The sequence below is a fragment of the Myroides albus genome (genome assembly GCF_024722315.1).
In the GTDB taxonomy this organism is placed as follows: domain Bacteria; phylum Bacteroidota; class Bacteroidia; order Flavobacteriales; family Flavobacteriaceae; genus Flavobacterium; species Flavobacterium album_A.
Window position 1 is genome coordinate 531,503 of sequence record NZ_CP102754.1, and the last position, 17,005, is coordinate 548,507.

17 protein-coding genes are annotated in these 17,005 nt (G+C 34.6%); 4 read left to right on the plus strand and 13 right to left on the minus strand.

Annotated elements, in window-relative coordinates; translation table 11 throughout:
• Window positions 1–54: 54 nt before the first annotated feature.
• The 4 genes from NWE55_RS02495 to NWE55_RS02510 form a co-directional block, all read right to left on the minus strand.
• Window positions 55–1,074, minus strand: a complete 1,020-nt coding sequence (locus NWE55_RS02495; protein WP_155093368.1) for a hypothetical protein — start codon at window positions 1,072–1,074, stop codon at window positions 55–57.
• A gap of 136 nt (window positions 1,075–1,210) precedes the next feature.
• Complete coding sequence (locus NWE55_RS02500) at window positions 1,211–1,885, minus strand: DUF2461 domain-containing protein (protein ID WP_155093369.1); 675 nt, start codon at window positions 1,883–1,885, stop codon at window positions 1,211–1,213.
• The gene (locus tag NWE55_RS02505) at window positions 1,882–2,379 is read right to left on the minus strand and encodes a DNA-deoxyinosine glycosylase (RefSeq protein WP_155093370.1); all 498 of its coding nucleotides are present in this window, start codon (window positions 2,377–2,379) and stop codon (window positions 1,882–1,884) included. Before NWE55_RS02505 ends, NWE55_RS02500 begins: the two co-directional genes overlap by 4 nt.
• A gap of 466 nt (window positions 2,380–2,845) precedes the next feature.
• Complete coding sequence (locus tag NWE55_RS02510; protein ID WP_155093371.1) at window positions 2,846–3,667, minus strand: helix-turn-helix domain-containing protein; 822 nt, start codon at window positions 3,665–3,667, stop codon at window positions 2,846–2,848.
• A gap of 121 nt (window positions 3,668–3,788) precedes the next feature.
• Here NWE55_RS02510 and NWE55_RS02515 point away from each other — a divergent pair, with 121 nt between their 5' ends.
• The gene (locus NWE55_RS02515; RefSeq protein ID WP_155093372.1) at window positions 3,789–4,712 is read left to right on the plus strand and encodes a GNAT family N-acetyltransferase; all 924 of its coding nucleotides are present in this window, start codon (window positions 3,789–3,791) and stop codon (window positions 4,710–4,712) included.
• A 64-nt stretch (window positions 4,713–4,776) separates the two neighbouring features.
• On the opposite strand, the gene pdxY is transcribed toward NWE55_RS02515, so the two are convergent.
• The 6 genes from pdxY to NWE55_RS02545 all read right to left on the minus strand — a co-directional run bounded on the left by pdxY (window position 4,777) and on the right by NWE55_RS02545 (window position 10,168).
• Window positions 4,777–5,634, minus strand: coding sequence for a pyridoxal kinase (pdxY, locus tag NWE55_RS02520; RefSeq protein ID WP_155093373.1), 858 nt, complete (start codon window positions 5,632–5,634; stop codon window positions 4,777–4,779).
• A gap of 432 nt (window positions 5,635–6,066) precedes the next feature.
• Entirely contained in the window at window positions 6,067–6,822 is a 756-nt protein-coding gene (locus tag NWE55_RS02525; protein WP_155093472.1) for a hypothetical protein, read from the minus strand.
• Window positions 6,823–6,824: 2 nt separating this feature from the next.
• Window positions 6,825–7,505: a hypothetical protein gene (locus tag NWE55_RS02530; protein WP_155093471.1), complete on the minus strand. Its 681-nt coding sequence runs from the start codon at window positions 7,503–7,505 to the stop codon at window positions 6,825–6,827.
• Window positions 7,506–7,590: 85 nt separating this feature from the next.
• Window positions 7,591–8,343: a hypothetical protein gene (locus tag NWE55_RS02535; protein WP_258204591.1), complete on the minus strand. Its 753-nt coding sequence runs from the start codon at window positions 8,341–8,343 to the stop codon at window positions 7,591–7,593.
• Between the two features lie 93 nt (window positions 8,344–8,436).
• Entirely contained in the window at window positions 8,437–9,504 is a 1,068-nt protein-coding gene (locus NWE55_RS02540) for an SDR family oxidoreductase (RefSeq protein ID WP_258204592.1), read from the minus strand.
• 91 nt (window positions 9,505–9,595) lie between these two features.
• Window positions 9,596–10,168 (minus strand): Crp/Fnr family transcriptional regulator, encoded by a 573-nt coding sequence (locus tag NWE55_RS02545; RefSeq protein ID WP_155093462.1) that lies wholly within the window; start codon window positions 10,166–10,168, stop codon window positions 9,596–9,598.
• A gap of 81 nt (window positions 10,169–10,249) precedes the next feature.
• Between NWE55_RS02545 and NWE55_RS02550 the strand changes: the two genes are divergently transcribed.
• Both NWE55_RS02550 and NWE55_RS02555 read left to right on the plus strand, forming a co-directional pair.
• On the plus strand, window positions 10,250–10,624 hold the full coding sequence (locus tag NWE55_RS02550; RefSeq protein ID WP_155093461.1) for a hypothetical protein: 375 nt from the start codon (window positions 10,250–10,252) through the stop codon (window positions 10,622–10,624).
• A gap of 2 nt (window positions 10,625–10,626) precedes the next feature.
• Complete coding sequence (locus NWE55_RS02555; protein WP_155093460.1) at window positions 10,627–11,115, plus strand: GNAT family N-acetyltransferase; 489 nt, start codon at window positions 10,627–10,629, stop codon at window positions 11,113–11,115.
• Window positions 11,116–11,233: 118 nt separating this feature from the next.
• Here the strand turns inward: NWE55_RS02555 and dnaK are convergent, their stop codons facing one another.
• From dnaK to NWE55_RS02570, 3 genes are all read right to left on the minus strand, one after another.
• Entirely contained in the window at window positions 11,234–13,138 is a 1,905-nt protein-coding gene (gene dnaK / locus NWE55_RS02560) for a molecular chaperone DnaK (RefSeq protein ID WP_155093474.1), read from the minus strand.
• 269 nt (window positions 13,139–13,407) lie between these two features.
• Entirely contained in the window at window positions 13,408–15,024 is a 1,617-nt protein-coding gene (locus tag NWE55_RS02565; protein WP_258204053.1) for an IS1182 family transposase, read from the minus strand.
• A 145-nt stretch (window positions 15,025–15,169) separates the two neighbouring features.
• The gene (locus tag NWE55_RS02570) at window positions 15,170–15,316 is read right to left on the minus strand and encodes a hypothetical protein (RefSeq protein WP_155093167.1); all 147 of its coding nucleotides are present in this window, start codon (window positions 15,314–15,316) and stop codon (window positions 15,170–15,172) included.
• A 262-nt stretch (window positions 15,317–15,578) separates the two neighbouring features.
• Here NWE55_RS02570 and NWE55_RS02575 point away from each other — a divergent pair, with 262 nt between their 5' ends.
• Entirely contained in the window at window positions 15,579–17,003 is a 1,425-nt protein-coding gene (locus NWE55_RS02575; RefSeq protein ID WP_155093168.1) for an L-serine ammonia-lyase, read from the plus strand.
• The last annotated feature ends 2 nt before the right edge of the window (window positions 17,004–17,005 follow it).

The following is a 17,005-nucleotide window of genomic DNA, read 5'->3' on the forward strand; positions in this document are numbered from 1 at the left end:
AAATGCTGACCGTGGTCAGCATTTTTTTATTGTACTATGATACTATCTATTTCTTTACTTCGGAATTTCTAACTCTCTTTTTAAAGAACTATTTTTAACGGCTTTTCTACACCTTACAGCACGTTCTTTATTATCTCGACTGCCATAAAAGAGATTTACAAAAAAGACATCCTGTAATTTAGCCGCTCCCCACTTAAGTTTTCTATCTACCTGCGTCGCTCTATCAAACATCACTTCAAAGTCATCATCAACAGCTAACCCAAATTCCTTTGCCTTCCAATAAGCATGTGTCAATACATGCAATTCTCTTTGTACTTCAGGTTGTTTTAAATCAGGATATTCTGTAAACATCTGTTTTAACTCTTGATATTTACCTTGCTCAGCAAATGCCATTAATGCATTATGATGAAATTTAACTCCTAAATTCTTATGTTTACACAAAGTAAGTCCTGCTTCTACTCCATTTTTTAAACAATAGTTTGTTACCAAGAATTCTTTTGCTTCATTTACTTCATATCTATTTATAGCAGGTTTACTCTGTTTGAAATATTTAAAGAAATTCACCTCATCACCTAGCATGGCATAATACTGAAGAATAATAAGATATCCCTGATCAAAATTATCTTCCTCTTTAAAAACAACAGTCGTTTTAAAATTCGAAATATACTGCTCTGCTTGTTCTACATCTCCCTTTACAATACAATTACTAATAATATGCTTTAAAACATGATTAAAAACAATATTGTCATTCACAATACAGTTAGCAAACTTAAGAATCTCTTCATCCTCATAATTCGCCAAATCAAACAACGTTAAAAGAGCATTTAACCAATCTAATACATGATAAAGTTCTTTATTACGAAAACTTCTTTCCTTATTATCAATAGTATCTCTATGTGCATTATAACCAATACTACCTATCCCTAAGCCTCTACCACGATAAGGTGCCTCTAAAGCCTTATTCAAAGCCGAAACCACAAATAAACTATTACACTCCTTATCACGCTTCTTGTCATCTTTGATATTCAAAGCTTCTATACAATAGCTTACTGCTTGTTCAAACTCTTTATTCATAACTTTCTAGATCACTATTTGGTTAACAGTTTACAATCTTACCCACCGGATATAATATACTTAGAAGATGTCATATGCTATTGATTAATATGATAGACTAAACGGTTTCACAAAAAAACACCTTCACAAAAATCCTCTACTCATACAGACTCACCCCATTCACATCAGTAGTCAGTACATCTGACATATAGTCAAATAGTGGTCGCATGGCAAGAAATGTCTTGATCACCTCCTCTTTAAAGTTAGGCGCTAATACCTCTTTATCTGTAAAAGAACGCATCACGAGATACTGCTTCTTGCGCAATAAGTCGATAGCAGGATGCTCCTTGTCAAATCCCTTAGGAGCAGTCTTTAGCTCCTCCCCTTGTAGTGCTCCGAAGTACTTCTGAAATTGTTCTTCGGCGATAATCTCACGAAGTTCACTATCATCCATAGCGATCTCCTTGCGGATGCGCAATAAATCTTCTTTATTAGGTTCCCAAAAGCCTCCCCCTACAAAACTACGTCCTGGCTCTATATTTACGTAATATCCTCCTCTCAGCATTGGCTTGGTACGTCCTAAGTGCAGTCCAAAATAAGTCTTATAAGGTGTCTTGTCCTTAGAGAAGCGTACATCTCTATAGATGCGGTGTACGTGTAATAGGTCTATACTATCATGCTGTAACATCTCATCGTGCACTACTTTAAAGAAAGCCTTCACCTCAGCGAATAGCTTATCGAACTCTGGCTTATGATCTGCAAACCAAGGTTTATTATTATTCTGACTTAACGTCACTAAGAAGTCTATATGTTCTTTTTTTAACTGTTTCATACTTTATTTTTTAATTCTTGCCAATGAGCTAATTTTTCTTCAAAACTCATCCGTGCATTTGCCCCACTCGGCGAAGGTAAAGTTAGTAAAGATACTCCCTCTATCTGCCCTATGTATTTATCGAAATATTGTCTTGCCTTTTGACTGGAGAATACGATTGTATCGATATGGGGATATTCTATTAATAACCCTTTGATATCATTAGCTTTTTCTGCGATAATATCACTGTCTAAGCTACTCTTGCGTTCACAAGACTGCAAGACATCCCATAAGACTATTCTGTTTCGCTGAAGCAAATCGAGCTTATCCTTATACACATCGCTATACTCTTCTCTAAAAACACTAAATAACATCTTCCAAAACACATTCTGCTTATTGCCGTAATACTCCTGAAAGTCCAATGATTTAATACTCGGCATCGTACCCAATATCAATACTTTAGCTTCATCAAAAACAACAGGTTTAAAAGAATGTATTCTTTTTTCTCTCCCCATATCTCAAAGATATTATATTTTATTGCAATAGAATAGAGATCGTTAGCTTAGGTTAATGATTTGCTATAATTTCTAACAATTCCCAATAACCAACACAGTTACAAGATCATAATAGGTGTTTTTCATTTAATAAATTCAGATTGTCGAAACTAAAATCGCCAACCACAAAACACATCATAAGATTATAAAACAAGTGTATAGTCAAAAGCAGGATTATAAACAATAACTGTACAGCTATATTAGGACGAGACAAACCTCAATGGGAGTGGTCGCATAGTGATCGCATAATGGTCGCATAGTGGTCACATGTTTTGGGGCATTTTTTATGCGACCACTATCCTATCAATACCCGATCATTTCGCCATCAATACGCAGTAGATCTACACAATATAAACTGAGCTACCAATAAACCAAAACCCAAATAAACAACACCTTACAATTCTAACCACATAAATAAAATGTGACATTACAGATGTGCTTGTCTATACGCTAAGGGAGATAGACCTGTAGATTTTTTAAAATAACGACAGAAGCTTGTCGCATCTAAGAAATGAAGCTCTTCCGCTATGGTGTAGATAGGTTTATCCGTTGCAATAAGGTAAGACTGGGCTTGAGTGAGTACTAACTCATTTATAATCGCAGACACTGTCTTACCCGTCTGCCTGCGTACCAAAGTCGTTAAGTACTTAGGAGTGAGCTTTAATTGATCAGCATAAAACTGTACTGTGCGCTCAGCTAAATAATGCTGATGAACCAAATTATACAGCCTAAAAACAGTTGTTTCTTTCTTAGAACTTGGCTTCAGATTCACCTCATCTTGTTCATAGAATCGGTTGATATGAGCAATTAAAGAATACAATAAATACTTCATCGCATCAGGATAAAACACAGATGTATCTGTATTGCAATTAGTCAATAACAACTGATAGTAATCGATGAACACGCCCTGATCACCTGCATCCAGATGAATAATAGGGTGTCTCACCAATTCGTTTAAAAACTGATAATTAGTTGGTAGAATAAGATCCTTTATACTATCCAGATCAAATAGCACACATAGATACTTCCCCTTGCTTTCTGTAGTAGGAATAGAGAATAAACGCTGTGGAAACACAGTCAATAGAGAACCTGCAGAGAAATCTTCTATTCGATTGTTTACTTTAAGCTCATTAGTTCCCTCCATACAATAAGACAACAGTATTCCTTTCTCTCTATATGTAGTAGTAGAGAATAAAGAAGGAATAATACGATCCGATGTGATAATCTGAATAGGAAAGTGCTGACTCATCACGCTGTAGTTAATAAGTCAAAGTTAACAATAAAAACAACTTCTTGCACATTTATAAAACAATACTGTCAATAGATAAACAAGGTCTTATTCAGAACTTTGCTCCAAATAAATAAGAATTATGATCAGTAAATCAGTAAGTATAAAAGGAACTCCTTATACCCTATATATCAACTATCAAGATGATAAACAAAAACGAAAAGAGTTTAATCGAATGTGTCAGGAAGTATGGGAGTTTGATTTTGAAGCCTTTTACCAATCGGGATACTGGGGAGAGGAGTGCATACTATTTTCTTTATTCCAAGAAGATAAGATAGTTGCACATATAACTTTAAGCCTATTCGAAATAACGAAAGAAAATAAAACGTACAAGGCAGGACAATTAGGCACTGTGATGACAGACTCTACCTATCAAAACAAAGGGTTGTCAAGGTTCTTATTAGAATATATAGAAGCAGAATATAGAGATATCGTAACAGGCTACTTCTTGTTTGCAAATGATACAGTACTGGACTTCTATCCAAAATTTGGTTATGTGCCTGTTGAAGAGTATCAAGCTACACTAAAGGTGAATACCAAATATTCTCTTCTATCGAGTATAGAGAAATTAGATTTAGACAACCCTGCATCGCTTGCTTTATTTAAAGAATATGTCAAAAGTGGCTATACCTATAATAGATTGAATACTAAAAATGTAGACTTAGCTTTCTTTTATTGTTATGCAGACTACGACTTCAGTTTTAAAAACGCTATTCATTACAGCAAAGCATTGGATACCATCATCATCTATGAACAAGAAGAAAGTGAACTGACAATCTATTCTATTTATCAAAGAGATCACCATGTCAAACAACTCGATGCAATAATAGATGCATGCTGTACAGCAGAGACGCAGACTATCAATTTTGCATTTAGCCCTGAGGCAGAACAAGCTACTTATAGCTTATATAAAGAAGATGACGATATTACACTCATGGTGACAAAAGAGCTAATAGACTTATTCTCTGATCAGAAGACTATGGTAGCTTCACTATCCCATACATAAATGCTGAATATTCAGAGTTCAATAAAAAAGGCAGTACGAAAACTTATCTTACTGCCTTTCTGTTTTATTTATACTTTACTGCAAGAACATCTTGTGCTTGTAAGATAGCCATCGCATTCATCTCTTTCAATCCATGAAGGTGAACATATCGCAATACTTCTGATAAGAAGTTCATGCTTGTCTGTATAGCTTCTTCTATCGTACGCCCCTTCGTTAGCTGTGCAGAGAGTGTTCCCGTAAACAAATCGCCTGTTCCCACTACTTCTACAGGTATATTATCAGCATAAAAATGAGACAACTTACCTTGATTAATCAAGATGACTTCTACTTGGTGATTTACATTCTCTTTCATTTCGGCTGTAGTCAAAACAATGATTTTAGAAGATAATACCTCATCCGCCTGTACAGCTGTTATCAGTTCTTGCTCATTCGTTATACGCTTTCCTAAAAGGTATTCTAATTCAAAGTGATTAGGTGTCAAGATATCACTTAGCGATAATAATCGTTCTTTTGAATAATCTGCCTGTTCTTTGGGGATATACAGCCCATCTGTACGTGTATCACCAAATACAGGATCATAGATATAAGTAATACTATGCTGTGCTTTTAGCTGCTTTATGAACTTTGCCGTAGCATCTATTATCTCTTTGCTCTTTAAGTATCCACTTACAACATACTGTGTAAGCTGTGCAGTGTTAATTTCTAATACTCCACGTGCCAGTTTATCGAATAATTCTTTTGGCACTGCTTCTCCATAATAAACAGGCTTGTCTGTGTGACTTGATAAAAGAATGGTAGGCATCGCTACGCAATTAATTCCGTGAAGCTGTATAGCAAAACTGGCTGAGTTATTCCCCACATACCCTGTAGATACAGTACTCTGTATGGATATAATATGAGGTTCTATTGTATTATTTGTCATGATAATGAAATGAGAAAACAATTCTATACTCTTGCTTATTTACTTCTATAAGACAAGGAGAATATACAACTGTACTTCTTAAATTATTTCTTGCAAAAATACAACTATAATCAGCAAGCGACATAGTCCAGTTTAAAGAAAATTAATTAAACCCAGAATAAGTGATAGATAGATAAACGAAAAGTAATTATACAAAACAACTCTGAATTAGTGATACAAGTATACTATAGTATGGTTGTAGAGCTAATGAAAGAGATATGAAGTAGAATTGCTTTGTAATACTTGGCTAACGCTTATTCTGGGTTAAAATAATACCAATAAAAAAAGCAGACTATAGTCTGCTTGATTCTATCTTATGGTATAAGGCGTTCTGCTTTTAACTGTTCAAATAATGCTATGAAAGAGTCTTTTGTCGGTTTAAAAGCAGTAAAACTATTTCTTGGTAATAAATAATGTATATGGTATAGATGAATCCCAATTTGTAATTTCAATATCCTTAGAGTTTCTGGAAGTTCCTTTTAGATCAGCTCCAAATGGTTTATTCTCTGTATTTTGTGTCCTATTCAAATGTATGCTTATCAAATCGCCCGCTTTACAACTATAAACAACTGATGGAAAATTAATAAGAACTGATGACCCATCAATATGTGGTAAAACAGCACTGTGATCCCCTCCAGAAACAAAATTCCAAGTATTACCATTATCACTACTACTCACAATTCTCATTCCGAAATAAACTCCAGTTTTATTATCATCACTAGCCAGAAACATACTTACAAATCCTGAAAACAGATAATATCCATCGTATTTAATCCTAAATGTATTCGGAAGATTCCCCTGCTCAATACCAAGGTTATTAACTGTTGCATCCTTAATATTTATTGGAAGAACTACAGTTTTTAAAGTATTATAATCAGCTATCCCATTTGGGATATAGAATGCTTCTGATTTCCTTACTATAAAAACCTCTGTTTCAATTGCTTCTTCCGTTTTTGTAAAAACTGTTCCCTTATCATCAATATATAATTTACGCTCACCAACATTATCAAATTCACTAATCTCCCTCATTTTTACTTTACCATTTACATCGAGTTTTTCTAGTGGCAACTCAGTACCTATTCCAAGATTTTGCGTATAACCAACTAAACTAAAAAAAAACAAGTAAACTATTAATATTTTATCTTTCATAGCTATAGTTTTAATATTATAATAGTATATGGGCTAATCTTATTTGTAGCCCCTAAAGTAAATGACTCCATTGTTGAAAATCCTGTTAAATTTCCATTATTATCTTTTACTCTTGCTAATTTCATACGTACAAGATCACCTGCGTTATGTTTTACAATGCCACTAGGCAAAAGAATAACTGCATTTCTAAAAACACCTGCAACAAGCATTTTTGAAAAATGTATACCAGAAACAACATTCCAGCTTGTTCCATTATCTTGACTTACTTCTATTTTTGCAATAATATCAAAAAAAGGATTCGTTGTTGACGATATTGGTTGCATATATAAATTAAGAAATGCATTATACTCATAATATCCTTCAGTAGCAATCCTTAAATTATACGTATTTTCAGGTTGTGTTATCCCCAGATTATTATTCTCTGTCTTAGCAAAATCAATAGGAATAATAATATCCTTTCCAGAATTATATTCACTACCTAAAGTATTCACTGGCAATGATTGTCTAGCTACATTAGTATAAACTTGTGTCATTAATACTGCATCTTCTTTTTTTCCTATTAAACCATCTTGTCTAATATACAACGATCGTAATCCTTCTGCTTTGCTCTCTTTAACATCTCTCAATCTAATTTTCCCCTGTACATCTAACATTTCTGTTGGTACATCTAAACCTACTCCCATTTTTTGTGAGTAGATTATGGGTATTGAAAAAAAGAAAGTTAATAAAACGCCTATATACCTCATGCTTCTTAATATTTTAATTTTGTTACATTTTACTAATTATCAAATTATAAGTTTTTAACCCATTATCATTAAAAAGCTCAAAAGCAGTCACTTCATCACCTTGTGGCAAACCACTACCACTACCACTAGCAGATCTAACAATAAATATTCGAACTAAATCACCTTTTTTATGTTCATAAACAATAGAAGGTATCACCAAATTTCTAATCTCTCCATTATATGAAGAACCAGTAGATGACTGATTTATTTTCTTGATTTTATGTAAACTAAGAGACCTTGTTTCCCAATTTTGTCCATTATCACTACTTGTTTCTAAACCAGTAAATACCCATACTCCATCCTTCTCTGTATTAACTTTGCTACGTATATTTACTGATGTTTTATAATTATAAAACCCAGGAGTATTTATTTTTAACGCATCACCGACATGACTTAGCCCAAGATTATTTACAATAACATCATTTACATTTATAGGAACATGAATTCTTTTTCTAGAATTAAACTCAACACTTCCTCCTAATGGGGGAGCATTATTCAATCCTTGCGCTGAAAAAACTTGAGATTGTACTTCTTTAAATACTTTTATCCCTAAAACCCCTTCATTATTTATAAACAAAGGCTTTAAACTTTCATCATTCAAATAATCTGTATTTCTAATACACATCGTACCATTTACATCCACCATCTCTGTAGGAACCTCTACTTCTACACCTATCTGAGCAAACATCAGTGAATTCATTAACATAAAAAAAAACAAAAAAACACCTCTTATCATAACAAAATAAATTTAACTGCTAAATTAACATAATATTTAAAAAATCAAACATTGTAGATAAAAAAAACAGACTGTAGTCTGCTTGATTCTATCTTATGGTATAAGGCGTTCTGCTTTTAACTGTTCAAATAATGCTATGAAAGAGTCTTTTGTCGGTTTAAAAGCAGTAAAACCTAACTTTCTACTCTTAGACATATCAGTAATTACTTCTATTGGACGACCTAAATCAGCATCCGTATGCCAAGGAGAAACTAAGGTATCTAAATCCAAAGCTTGCAGTTTATGCTTCGCTATAATAGTCTGCCATACCTCACTCTTCTGTAACAAAGTTGCTTCTAATGGTCTGATCGTATCCTTATACCCTTCAAAAGGTATGTCAAAATAATTAGCGATCTCTTCCCATAACCACTTCCATCTAAACACATCTCCATTGGTAACATTGAAGGCTTGATTCTTAGCTATATCAGTAGTGGATGCCCATACCAACTGTTTTGCTAATACACTTACATCTGTTACATCTGATACCCCATTCCACTGTGCTTCTGATCCTGGCCACACCATAGGAAGCCCTTCTTCCTTACATATACTCGCATACACAGCAAGTGTAATCCCCATATTCATCAGATTACCTACTGCATGACCTATTAGTGTATGAGGTCTATGCACACTCCAAGTAAAACTATCTCGCTCAGATGCTTTATACACTTCATCTTCTTGAGCGTAATAGAAATTCTCTAAATCTAAACGAGGGTGTTCTTCTCTAACAGGGGTAATGGGCAATATACCAGACTTCACATAAGATTCAAAAGGGCCTAAATAATGTTTTAATCCAGTCACTAAGGCTACGTGCTTTACGCTCTGTTTAGGAGATAACAACTCTAATAAGTTCCTAACTAAAGTAGCATTGACCATGATATTCTCAGCCTCTGTATCCATACGCATCCATGTGGTAAAGTAAACATGAGTAGGGACTATATCTTGTAAAGCTATAGCTAAACCTTCTTTATCTAATAAATCCGCAGCAATGGGAATGACTCCATCTACTACGCCTTTTGGATTTCGCGCCAATCCATATACTGTCCAATTTTGAGCGATAAGCTCCTTTGCCAAGTTACTACCAGCGATACCACTAACGCCAACTACTAATGCTATGTTCTTCATATTTTATTTCTTTGAATAACAAAGCTAAAGCAAGTAAAACAGCTGTGCATTGACCTAAAACAAGGCTTTCTATTGATCTAAATCAAGTAGTTTACTTCATTTTTTTCTTTATGCGGCTAACCGTTTCTGGAGTCAGTCCAAGATATGAGGCTAAGAGGTGTTGAGGAATACGATTGACTAAATCTGGATAACAAGTAATAATCTGAGCATATTTTTCCTCTGCATTATAGGCTATATTACTCAATATACGCCTATCTTTATTAGCTAAGCTACGTTCATACAGTATTCTGAAGTAGTTACTCATTACTGGCATATCTATCATTAACTGATCATATTGCTCTTTTGAAATTAACAAAAGCTCTACATCTTCGATCGCATCAATATTTAGTACACCTTTTTCACCTGTAAAGAAACTATAGGAATCCGCCATCCACCAGCCTTCCCAACCAATAAAGTTGATGTTTTCTATTCCTCTTTCATCTATCACATAAGACTTCAGTACTCCTTGCACTACAAAAGTCATATACTTGCACACCTCTCCTTCTTGTAGCAAATACTGTCTTTTGCGCAATTTTTTAGAAGTAAAATAGTCTTGTAATCGCACTGCCTCATCTGCAGTTAACTGTACTTTCTCTTGAATGTGTTGAATGAGTATGTCAAACATAATAAGTTATAAAATATCCTATCTACAAAAATAAGCAAATAAAAAGCGAAATGTTTACCTTTAGGTCTTCATTGTAACCTTATGCCAATTATAACTCAACAAAACTTACTTATTCCTTATCCGCAAAAAGTAGCACTATCTATACAGTTTGACTATGCTATCGTGGATATACACAATAGTTTTGACTACTTAGAAGAACTATGGGATGATATTGTTTTGACGATTACAAATGCTTTTAATGATAGAGGAATTACAATCTTAGAAGGCACAACCAATATCAATGAGGATTATACTGTTATCAGCTATGAAGTGGTCACTTTAGTCACACCTCCTTATATAGACTTTTCCTTCGTTTTTGATAATTTGTATGATGTTGACTTACCTAGTGCATTTCTAATAAGTACTCCTAATTATTACGACAAGGAGATAAAAGACATTTTACTACAAACAAAATAGCGATGATAAAACCAATTGATAGTACCGACTTACCCCAGACTTTACAAGTATTAGAAGAAGTAAAACAATCTATGCTCAGCCAAGGTATTGATCAATGGGATGAATCCTATCCTAATAAAGATATTATCTCTAATGACATTCAAAAGAAGCAAGCTTATATCTATACAGAAAACGAACAGATCTTAGCCTATATGGTCTTAAACGAAGAATATGATGTAGAATATAACGACTTACATTGGACCAGCCCTGTTCCATTTATTGTTATCCACCGATTATTTGTCAGTCCTAAGGCACAAGGTAAAGGAATATCCACTAAGATGATTTTATTCGCAGAACAATACGCCAAAGACAACAACTATGCATCTATTCGCTTTGATGCATATACACTAAATACTACTGCTAATGCGGTTTACACTAAAAAAGGATATCAATTAGTAGGTACAGTTCAGTTTAGAAAAGGGGTATTTAATTGTTATGAGAAGACAATATAGTAATCACTAAAAAGTTTATTACGCTCAGAATCAACTTCCATATTTCAAGTACAAACAAAAAAACCGAGTCTATATAGACTCGGTTTCTCAATTATAACTATAAATAACTTAAGGGTTCTTATTTTACCTCTTCGTAATCTACATCTTGTGCACCATCAGAAGCATTGTTGTCACCTCCTTGGTTTGGCTGTCCTTGTTGAGGACCTGCTTGTTGTCCTTCAGCTTGTGCTTTGTACATTTCTTCAGAAGCTGCTTTCCAAGCCTCATTGATTTTGTCTAAAGCTGGTTGAATAGTGTCGATATCTTTTGTTTCGTACGCTTTTTTCAACTCCTCTAAAGCACCTTCGATATTAGATTTATTTCCTTCAGATAACTTATCTCCGAATTCTTTTAGTTGTTTTTCTGTTTGGAAAATCATACCATCAGCTTCGTTGATTTTATCTACTGTTTCTTTCGCTTTTTTATCAGCATCAGCATTTGCTTCTGCCTCTTTTTTCATTCTTTGGATTTCTTCTTCAGTTAATCCAGATGAAGCTTCGATACGAATATCGTGAGATTTACCAGTTCCTTTATCTGTAGCAGATACTTTGATAATACCGTTAGCATCAATATCGAAAGTTACTTCGATTTGAGGCACCCCTCTTTGTGCTGGTGGAATACCATCTAAGTGGAAACGACCGATTGTCTTGTTATCGTTAGCCATTGGTCTTTCTCCTTGTAATACGTGGATTTCAACCGATGGTTGGTTATCTGCAGCAGTAGAGAACACTTGAGATTTCTTAGTAGGAATCGTTGTGTTAGACTCAATCAATTTAGTGAATACACCTCCCATAGTTTCGATACCTAATGAAAGTGGTGTAACGTCTAATAATAATACGTCTTTTACATCTCCTGTTAATACACCTCCTTGGATAGCAGCACCAATAGCTACAACCTCGTCTGGGTTAACTCCTTTGTGTGGTTTTTTACCGAAGAATTTTTCTACTTCTTCTTGGATTCTTGGGATACGCGTAGATCCTCCTACTAAGATTACCTCATCGATATCAGATTTAGATAAACCTGCATCTTTTAAAGCTTTCTCACAAGGAATCATAGAACGACGTACTAAATCATCTGATAATTGCTCAAATTTAGCTCTTGTCAATGTTTGTACCAAGTGTTTTGGTCCTGAAGCCGTAGCTGTAACATAAGGTAAGTTAATCTCTGTCTGTGTAGCAGATGACAACTCAACTTTTGCTTTCTCAGCAGCTTCTTTTAAACGTTGTAATGCCATAGCATCTTTACGTAAATCTACTCCTTCAGCAGCGTTAAACTCGTCTGCTAACCAATTGATGATTACGTTGTCAAAGTCATCTCCTCCTAAGTGAGTATCTCCATTAGTAGATAATACTTCGAATACACCGTCTCCTAACTCAAGGATAGAGATATCGAATGTACCACCACCTAAGTCATATACTACTACTTTTTGGTCTGTTCCTTTTTTATCTAATCCGTATGCTAACGCAGCCGCAGTAGGCTCGTTAATAATACGTCTTACTTTTAATCCTGCAATTTCACCAGCTTCTTTAGTCGCTTGACGTTGTGCATCATTAAAATATGCTGGTACTGTAATTACAGCTTCTGAAACTTCTTGTCCTAAGAAATCTTCTGCTGTTTTCTTCATTTTTTGAAGAGTCATTGCAGAAATCTCTTGTGGAGTATATAAACGACCATCGATATCTACACGTGGTGTATCATTATCTCCTTTCACTACATTGTATGGTACAGCATCAACTTCCTTACCAGCTGAACTGAATTTTTCTCCCATAAATCTCTTAATAGAAGCAACAGTCTTAGTTGGGTTAGTTACTGCCTGACGTTTTGCAGGATCTCCAACTTTTATTTCTCCTCCTTCTACAAATGCTACAACTGAAGGTGTAGTTCTTTTTCCTTCTGCATTTGAAATTACTACTGGTTCATTACCTTCCATTACTGAAACACATGAGTTCGTAGTCCCTAAGTCAATACCAATTATTTTACTCATAATATCTTTTATAGTTTATTTTTTACAATTCTTTTAATGAGTTTGCAACTCGCTTACTGATTAGACAATCTTTGTGCCAACAGAAAAAAAAGAACTATTTGTCGGTTTTTAGTCAGTTTTAACCATTTCATAATGCCATAATGTCACTACTTCATTTACTCATCGACTAAATCAATCCTATTTCGTCAGTAATTTACTGACATAAAAAAGAGGGTGTCCCAAAAGGTCACCCTCTTTTGTATTATATAAAACGTTACTTTTCTCTTAGATTAAAAGTTCTTGCAATTAAAACGAGTTTTAGACTTATAATTTGTCATTTTTCGTTTATCAGTCTCTTTTTTAGGATGAAAATTGTTGTTTAAAGTCGATTTTTCTCTATTCTTAGTAAGTTTTCTTAAATTATGTGCAAGAGCCATCAGTCCAAATTCAATTTCGACCATTTCTAATCCTCTTAGAGTAAACCTAGTAAATTTGTTGTTGCTTTTTAGTTGTCCAAAAACAGCTTCTACTTCTACAGGTCTTTTACTTCTATGATATTTACCGCGTTCAGAGTTGAGTAATTCTCTAATATGTTGTTTTATTTGAACCAATCTATGATTCATAGAGACTGTTCTGTTTTCTGCTGCTTTATTACATAGCTCTTTTAACGAGCATTTCAAGCAGTTAGAAGCTTGATACAGATGTATTTTTGACGCAAAACCAGTGGTGGTGTATTTAGTACTACTTCCAATATTAGGTAGCTTTTCTCCATTTGGACATAAGATGTAATCAAACAATTTATTGTAGTAAAGATTGTGTTGTAGAAAAGGGTTGTTCTTCCAAGCTCTTTTCTGTTCCATATGAAAATAATTAAATTTCACATAGGGCGTTATTTCTCTTTCAAGTAAATACAGATAATTCTCTTCGCTACCATACCCAGCATCTGCTACAACTTCTTTACTTTGTTGTGCATAGGTTTGTTCAAAAGTCTCTAGATGATTGATTAAGGTAGTGGTGTCAGTTGATTTTTGTGCAATAGTATAATGTGTAATAAATTGATTTTCAGTACTTATTTGAGTATTGTAGGCAGGTTTAAGTTGCCCGTTTTTCATGTGATCTTCTTTCATTCGCATAAAAGTAGCATCTGGATCTGTTTTACTATAACTATTTCGAGTACCTAAAGTTTCTAGTTGTTGTTCGTATTTTTGCAAGCGAGGTAAATGCTCGTCTTCTAACTGTTTGAGCTGTTTAGCTGTAGGTTTGGGTAGGTCTGCCCTATGTTTATTTAACTGAGTCACTTTTTCTTTAAGCTCTAAACTATCAATATTTTTGGAACAGTGTTCTTTTGCGAGTTCACTTTGATCCTGTTTGATTTGACCCTCTATTTCTGTGAGAACATCTTGAATTTTTGTTTCTAATTTAGCCTTGTTTTTCTCCACTGAACCACGCCATACAAAGGTGTATCGGTTAGAGCTAGATTCAATTTTTGTTCCATCAATATATTGAACTTGTAAACTAACATATTGTAATTCTTGTAACAGACGAACCACATCTGCAAAAAGCTGATGGATTTGACCTTTCAATCGCTTAGCGCGAAAATAATTAATCGTGCGATGATCAGGCAAGCTATTACCAGATAACCACATAAAATAAATGTTCTCCGTCAAAGCCCGTTCAATCTTACGCGATGAATAAATATTATTGAAATAGGCGTAGAATAAGACTTTTATCATCATACGGGGATGATAACTGGTGGTCCCTCCTCCTTTGTATTGACTTAAAATAGAACTAATATCTAACTCATCAACAACAGCATTGATAAGACGAACAGGATGGTCTAGAGGAATTTTAGAAAAAATATCTTCAGGAAATAGACTCGGCGATTTTAAACTTTCAGATTTGAACATTATATTTGTCTTTCTTATTGTTTGGTTGCACCTTGAAGATAATTATTTTTGAGGACAAACAATGAAAAAACCCCGCCTTTTTTAGACGGGGTTTTGTTTTTTAGGCTTTTTAGACAGCCTCTTTCTTATCCTTTACCTATATCATTTAATACTTCGTAACACTTAGGTTAGTCAATACACCTTTTCCTGCTGACCCTTCTTGAACTCCCTCTAAAAATACATTTCCATTTCCATATGGATTATTCAAAAAGACCATTGGATAAACCTTATCCCCTTTCTTTAGAGTAAGCAAAGTAGTATAAGAGGTAAACCCTCGACTTTCTCCTGACCCTGATAAAGGAATTCTATAAACACTGCGTCCGATCCATAAATCTTAAAATTACGCACTGTTATTTTTTAACATTCAAGTAAAATGACATACCTTGATACAGTATTTTTAAATGCATAAAATCCGCATATTCTATTGCCTCAATTTGCGAAGTTAAATAGCGTTAGAAAAAGTTGCGGCTGCTTAGAATTTGGCTATCTTCGTAATACTAAAACTAAACAACTTTATGGAATGTATTTCTGTATTTGACATGCTCAAAATAGGTGTTGGACCATCGAGCTCACACACCCTTGGTCCTTGGAGAGCAGCAGAACAATTCTTAAAAGAACTGCGTGAACGCTTAATATTCAACAAAGTTTATCACTTAAGAATTGATCTTTACGGATCTTTATCTCTCACAGGCGTAGGACACGCAACTGACTTAGCAGTTATGTTAGGTTTAAGTGGCGCTGATCCAGAATATGTACCTGTTGAGGATATAAGCAATATTATCACTCGAATTAAAGAATCTCAAACGCTACATTTGGGAGGAGAAATGTATATTAACTTCATCCCTGAAACAGATATTGTTTTCAATAAAAACTTCTTGCCTTTCCACGCGAATGGAATGACATTTACAGTAGAATATGAAGGAGGAGATTCATATGAATCTACTTTTTACTCTATTGGTGGAGGATTTGTTGTAAAAGAAGAATCGGCACATAATCCAGAAAACGATGAGATTAAGTCAAGCTTCCCATTTCCTATAGAAAAAGCTACTGAATTATTAGCCTACTGCAAACAAGAAGAAAAGTCAATTTCGGAGATTGTCTATGAGAATGAAAAGTCATTGCGCACAGAAGAAGAAATTCACAATGAATTACTCCGAGTATGGAACACCATGTTGGAGTGCATGTATATTGGATGTCATACGGAAGGTGTATTACCTGGAGGATTAAATGTTCGCCGTAGAGCATATGATATGCACGTAAAACTCAAAGGTGAATTACCATATAATACACCTGTTGAATGGCTTGGAACCATAAGAAAAACGAAGGTATACTTCAGACAAATATTAAAGTGGGTGAGCTGTTTTGCTCTTGCTGTTAACGAGGTGAACGCTTCTTTAGGGAGAGTAGTTACCGCCCCTACAAATGGTAGTTCAGGTGTTATCCCCGCAGTACTGATGTATTACTTAGTTATTGAGAATCACAAAGCAAGTGATAAAGAAATTAAACAGTTCTTGATGGTTGCTGGAGAAATTGGGAGTATTTTCAAAAAAGGTGCTACAATCTCTGCGGCTATGGGAGGATGTCAAGCTGAGATAGGTGTATCAAGTGCTATGGCAGCTGGAGCCTTATGTGAATTAATGGGAGGAACTCCTGAGCAAGTAATGATTGCTGCCGAAATCGCTATGGAACACCATTTGGGACTAACTTGTGACCCTATTGGAGGATTAGTACAAGTACCTTGTATTGAAAGAAATACAATGGGTGCTATCAAAGCTATTAATGCGGCTGAACTTGCCTTAGATACTGACCCCAAAAATGCTAAAGTTCCCTTGGATAAAGTAGTAAATACAATGTGGGAAACGGCAAAGGATATGAATACAAAATACAAAGAAACCTCAGAAGGTGGACTTGCTGTAGCAGTAAACTTATCGGACTGTTAATA

What these genes read in the sequence shown, in the direction of transcription:
- NWE55_RS02565 (WP_258204053.1), bottom strand. Translation starts at nt 15,024, where the DNA reads ATGTTCAAATCTGAAAGTTTAAAATCGCCGAGTCTATTTCCTGAAGAT.
- NWE55_RS02575 (WP_155093168.1), top strand. Translation starts at nt 15,579, where the DNA reads ATGGAATGTATTTCTGTATTTGACATGCTCAAAATAGGTGTTGGACCA.
- pdxY (WP_155093373.1), bottom strand. Translation starts at nt 5,634, where the DNA reads ATGACAAATAATACAATAGAACCTCATATTATATCCATACAGAGTACT.
- NWE55_RS02505 (WP_155093370.1), bottom strand. Translation starts at nt 2,379, where the DNA reads ATGGGGAGAGAAAAAAGAATACATTCTTTTAAACCTGTTGTTTTTGAT.
- NWE55_RS02540 (WP_258204592.1), bottom strand. Translation starts at nt 9,504, where the DNA reads ATGAAGAACATAGCATTAGTAGTTGGCGTTAGTGGTATCGCTGGTAGT.
- NWE55_RS02515 (WP_155093372.1), top strand. Translation starts at nt 3,789, where the DNA reads ATGATCAGTAAATCAGTAAGTATAAAAGGAACTCCTTATACCCTATAT.
- NWE55_RS02510 (WP_155093371.1), bottom strand. Translation starts at nt 3,667, where the DNA reads ATGAGTCAGCACTTTCCTATTCAGATTATCACATCGGATCGTATTATT.
- NWE55_RS02500 (WP_155093369.1), bottom strand. Translation starts at nt 1,885, where the DNA reads ATGAAACAGTTAAAAAAAGAACATATAGACTTCTTAGTGACGTTAAGT.
- NWE55_RS02555 (WP_155093460.1), top strand. Translation starts at nt 10,627, where the DNA reads ATGATAAAACCAATTGATAGTACCGACTTACCCCAGACTTTACAAGTA.
- NWE55_RS02495 (WP_155093368.1), bottom strand. Translation starts at nt 1,074, where the DNA reads ATGAATAAAGAGTTTGAACAAGCAGTAAGCTATTGTATAGAAGCTTTG.
- NWE55_RS02550 (WP_155093461.1), top strand. Translation starts at nt 10,250, where the DNA reads ATGCCAATTATAACTCAACAAAACTTACTTATTCCTTATCCGCAAAAA.
- NWE55_RS02525 (WP_155093472.1), bottom strand. Translation starts at nt 6,822, where the DNA reads ATGAAAGATAAAATATTAATAGTTTACTTGTTTTTTTTTAGTTTAGTT.
- NWE55_RS02535 (WP_258204591.1), bottom strand. Translation starts at nt 8,343, where the DNA reads ATGATAAGAGGTGTTTTTTTGTTTTTTTTTATGTTAATGAATTCACTG.
- NWE55_RS02530 (WP_155093471.1), bottom strand. Translation starts at nt 7,505, where the DNA reads ATGGGAGTAGGTTTAGATGTACCAACAGAAATGTTAGATGTACAGGGG.
- dnaK (WP_155093474.1), bottom strand. Translation starts at nt 13,138, where the DNA reads ATGAGTAAAATAATTGGTATTGACTTAGGGACTACGAACTCATGTGTT.
- NWE55_RS02545 (WP_155093462.1), bottom strand. Translation starts at nt 10,168, where the DNA reads ATGTTTGACATACTCATTCAACACATTCAAGAGAAAGTACAGTTAACT.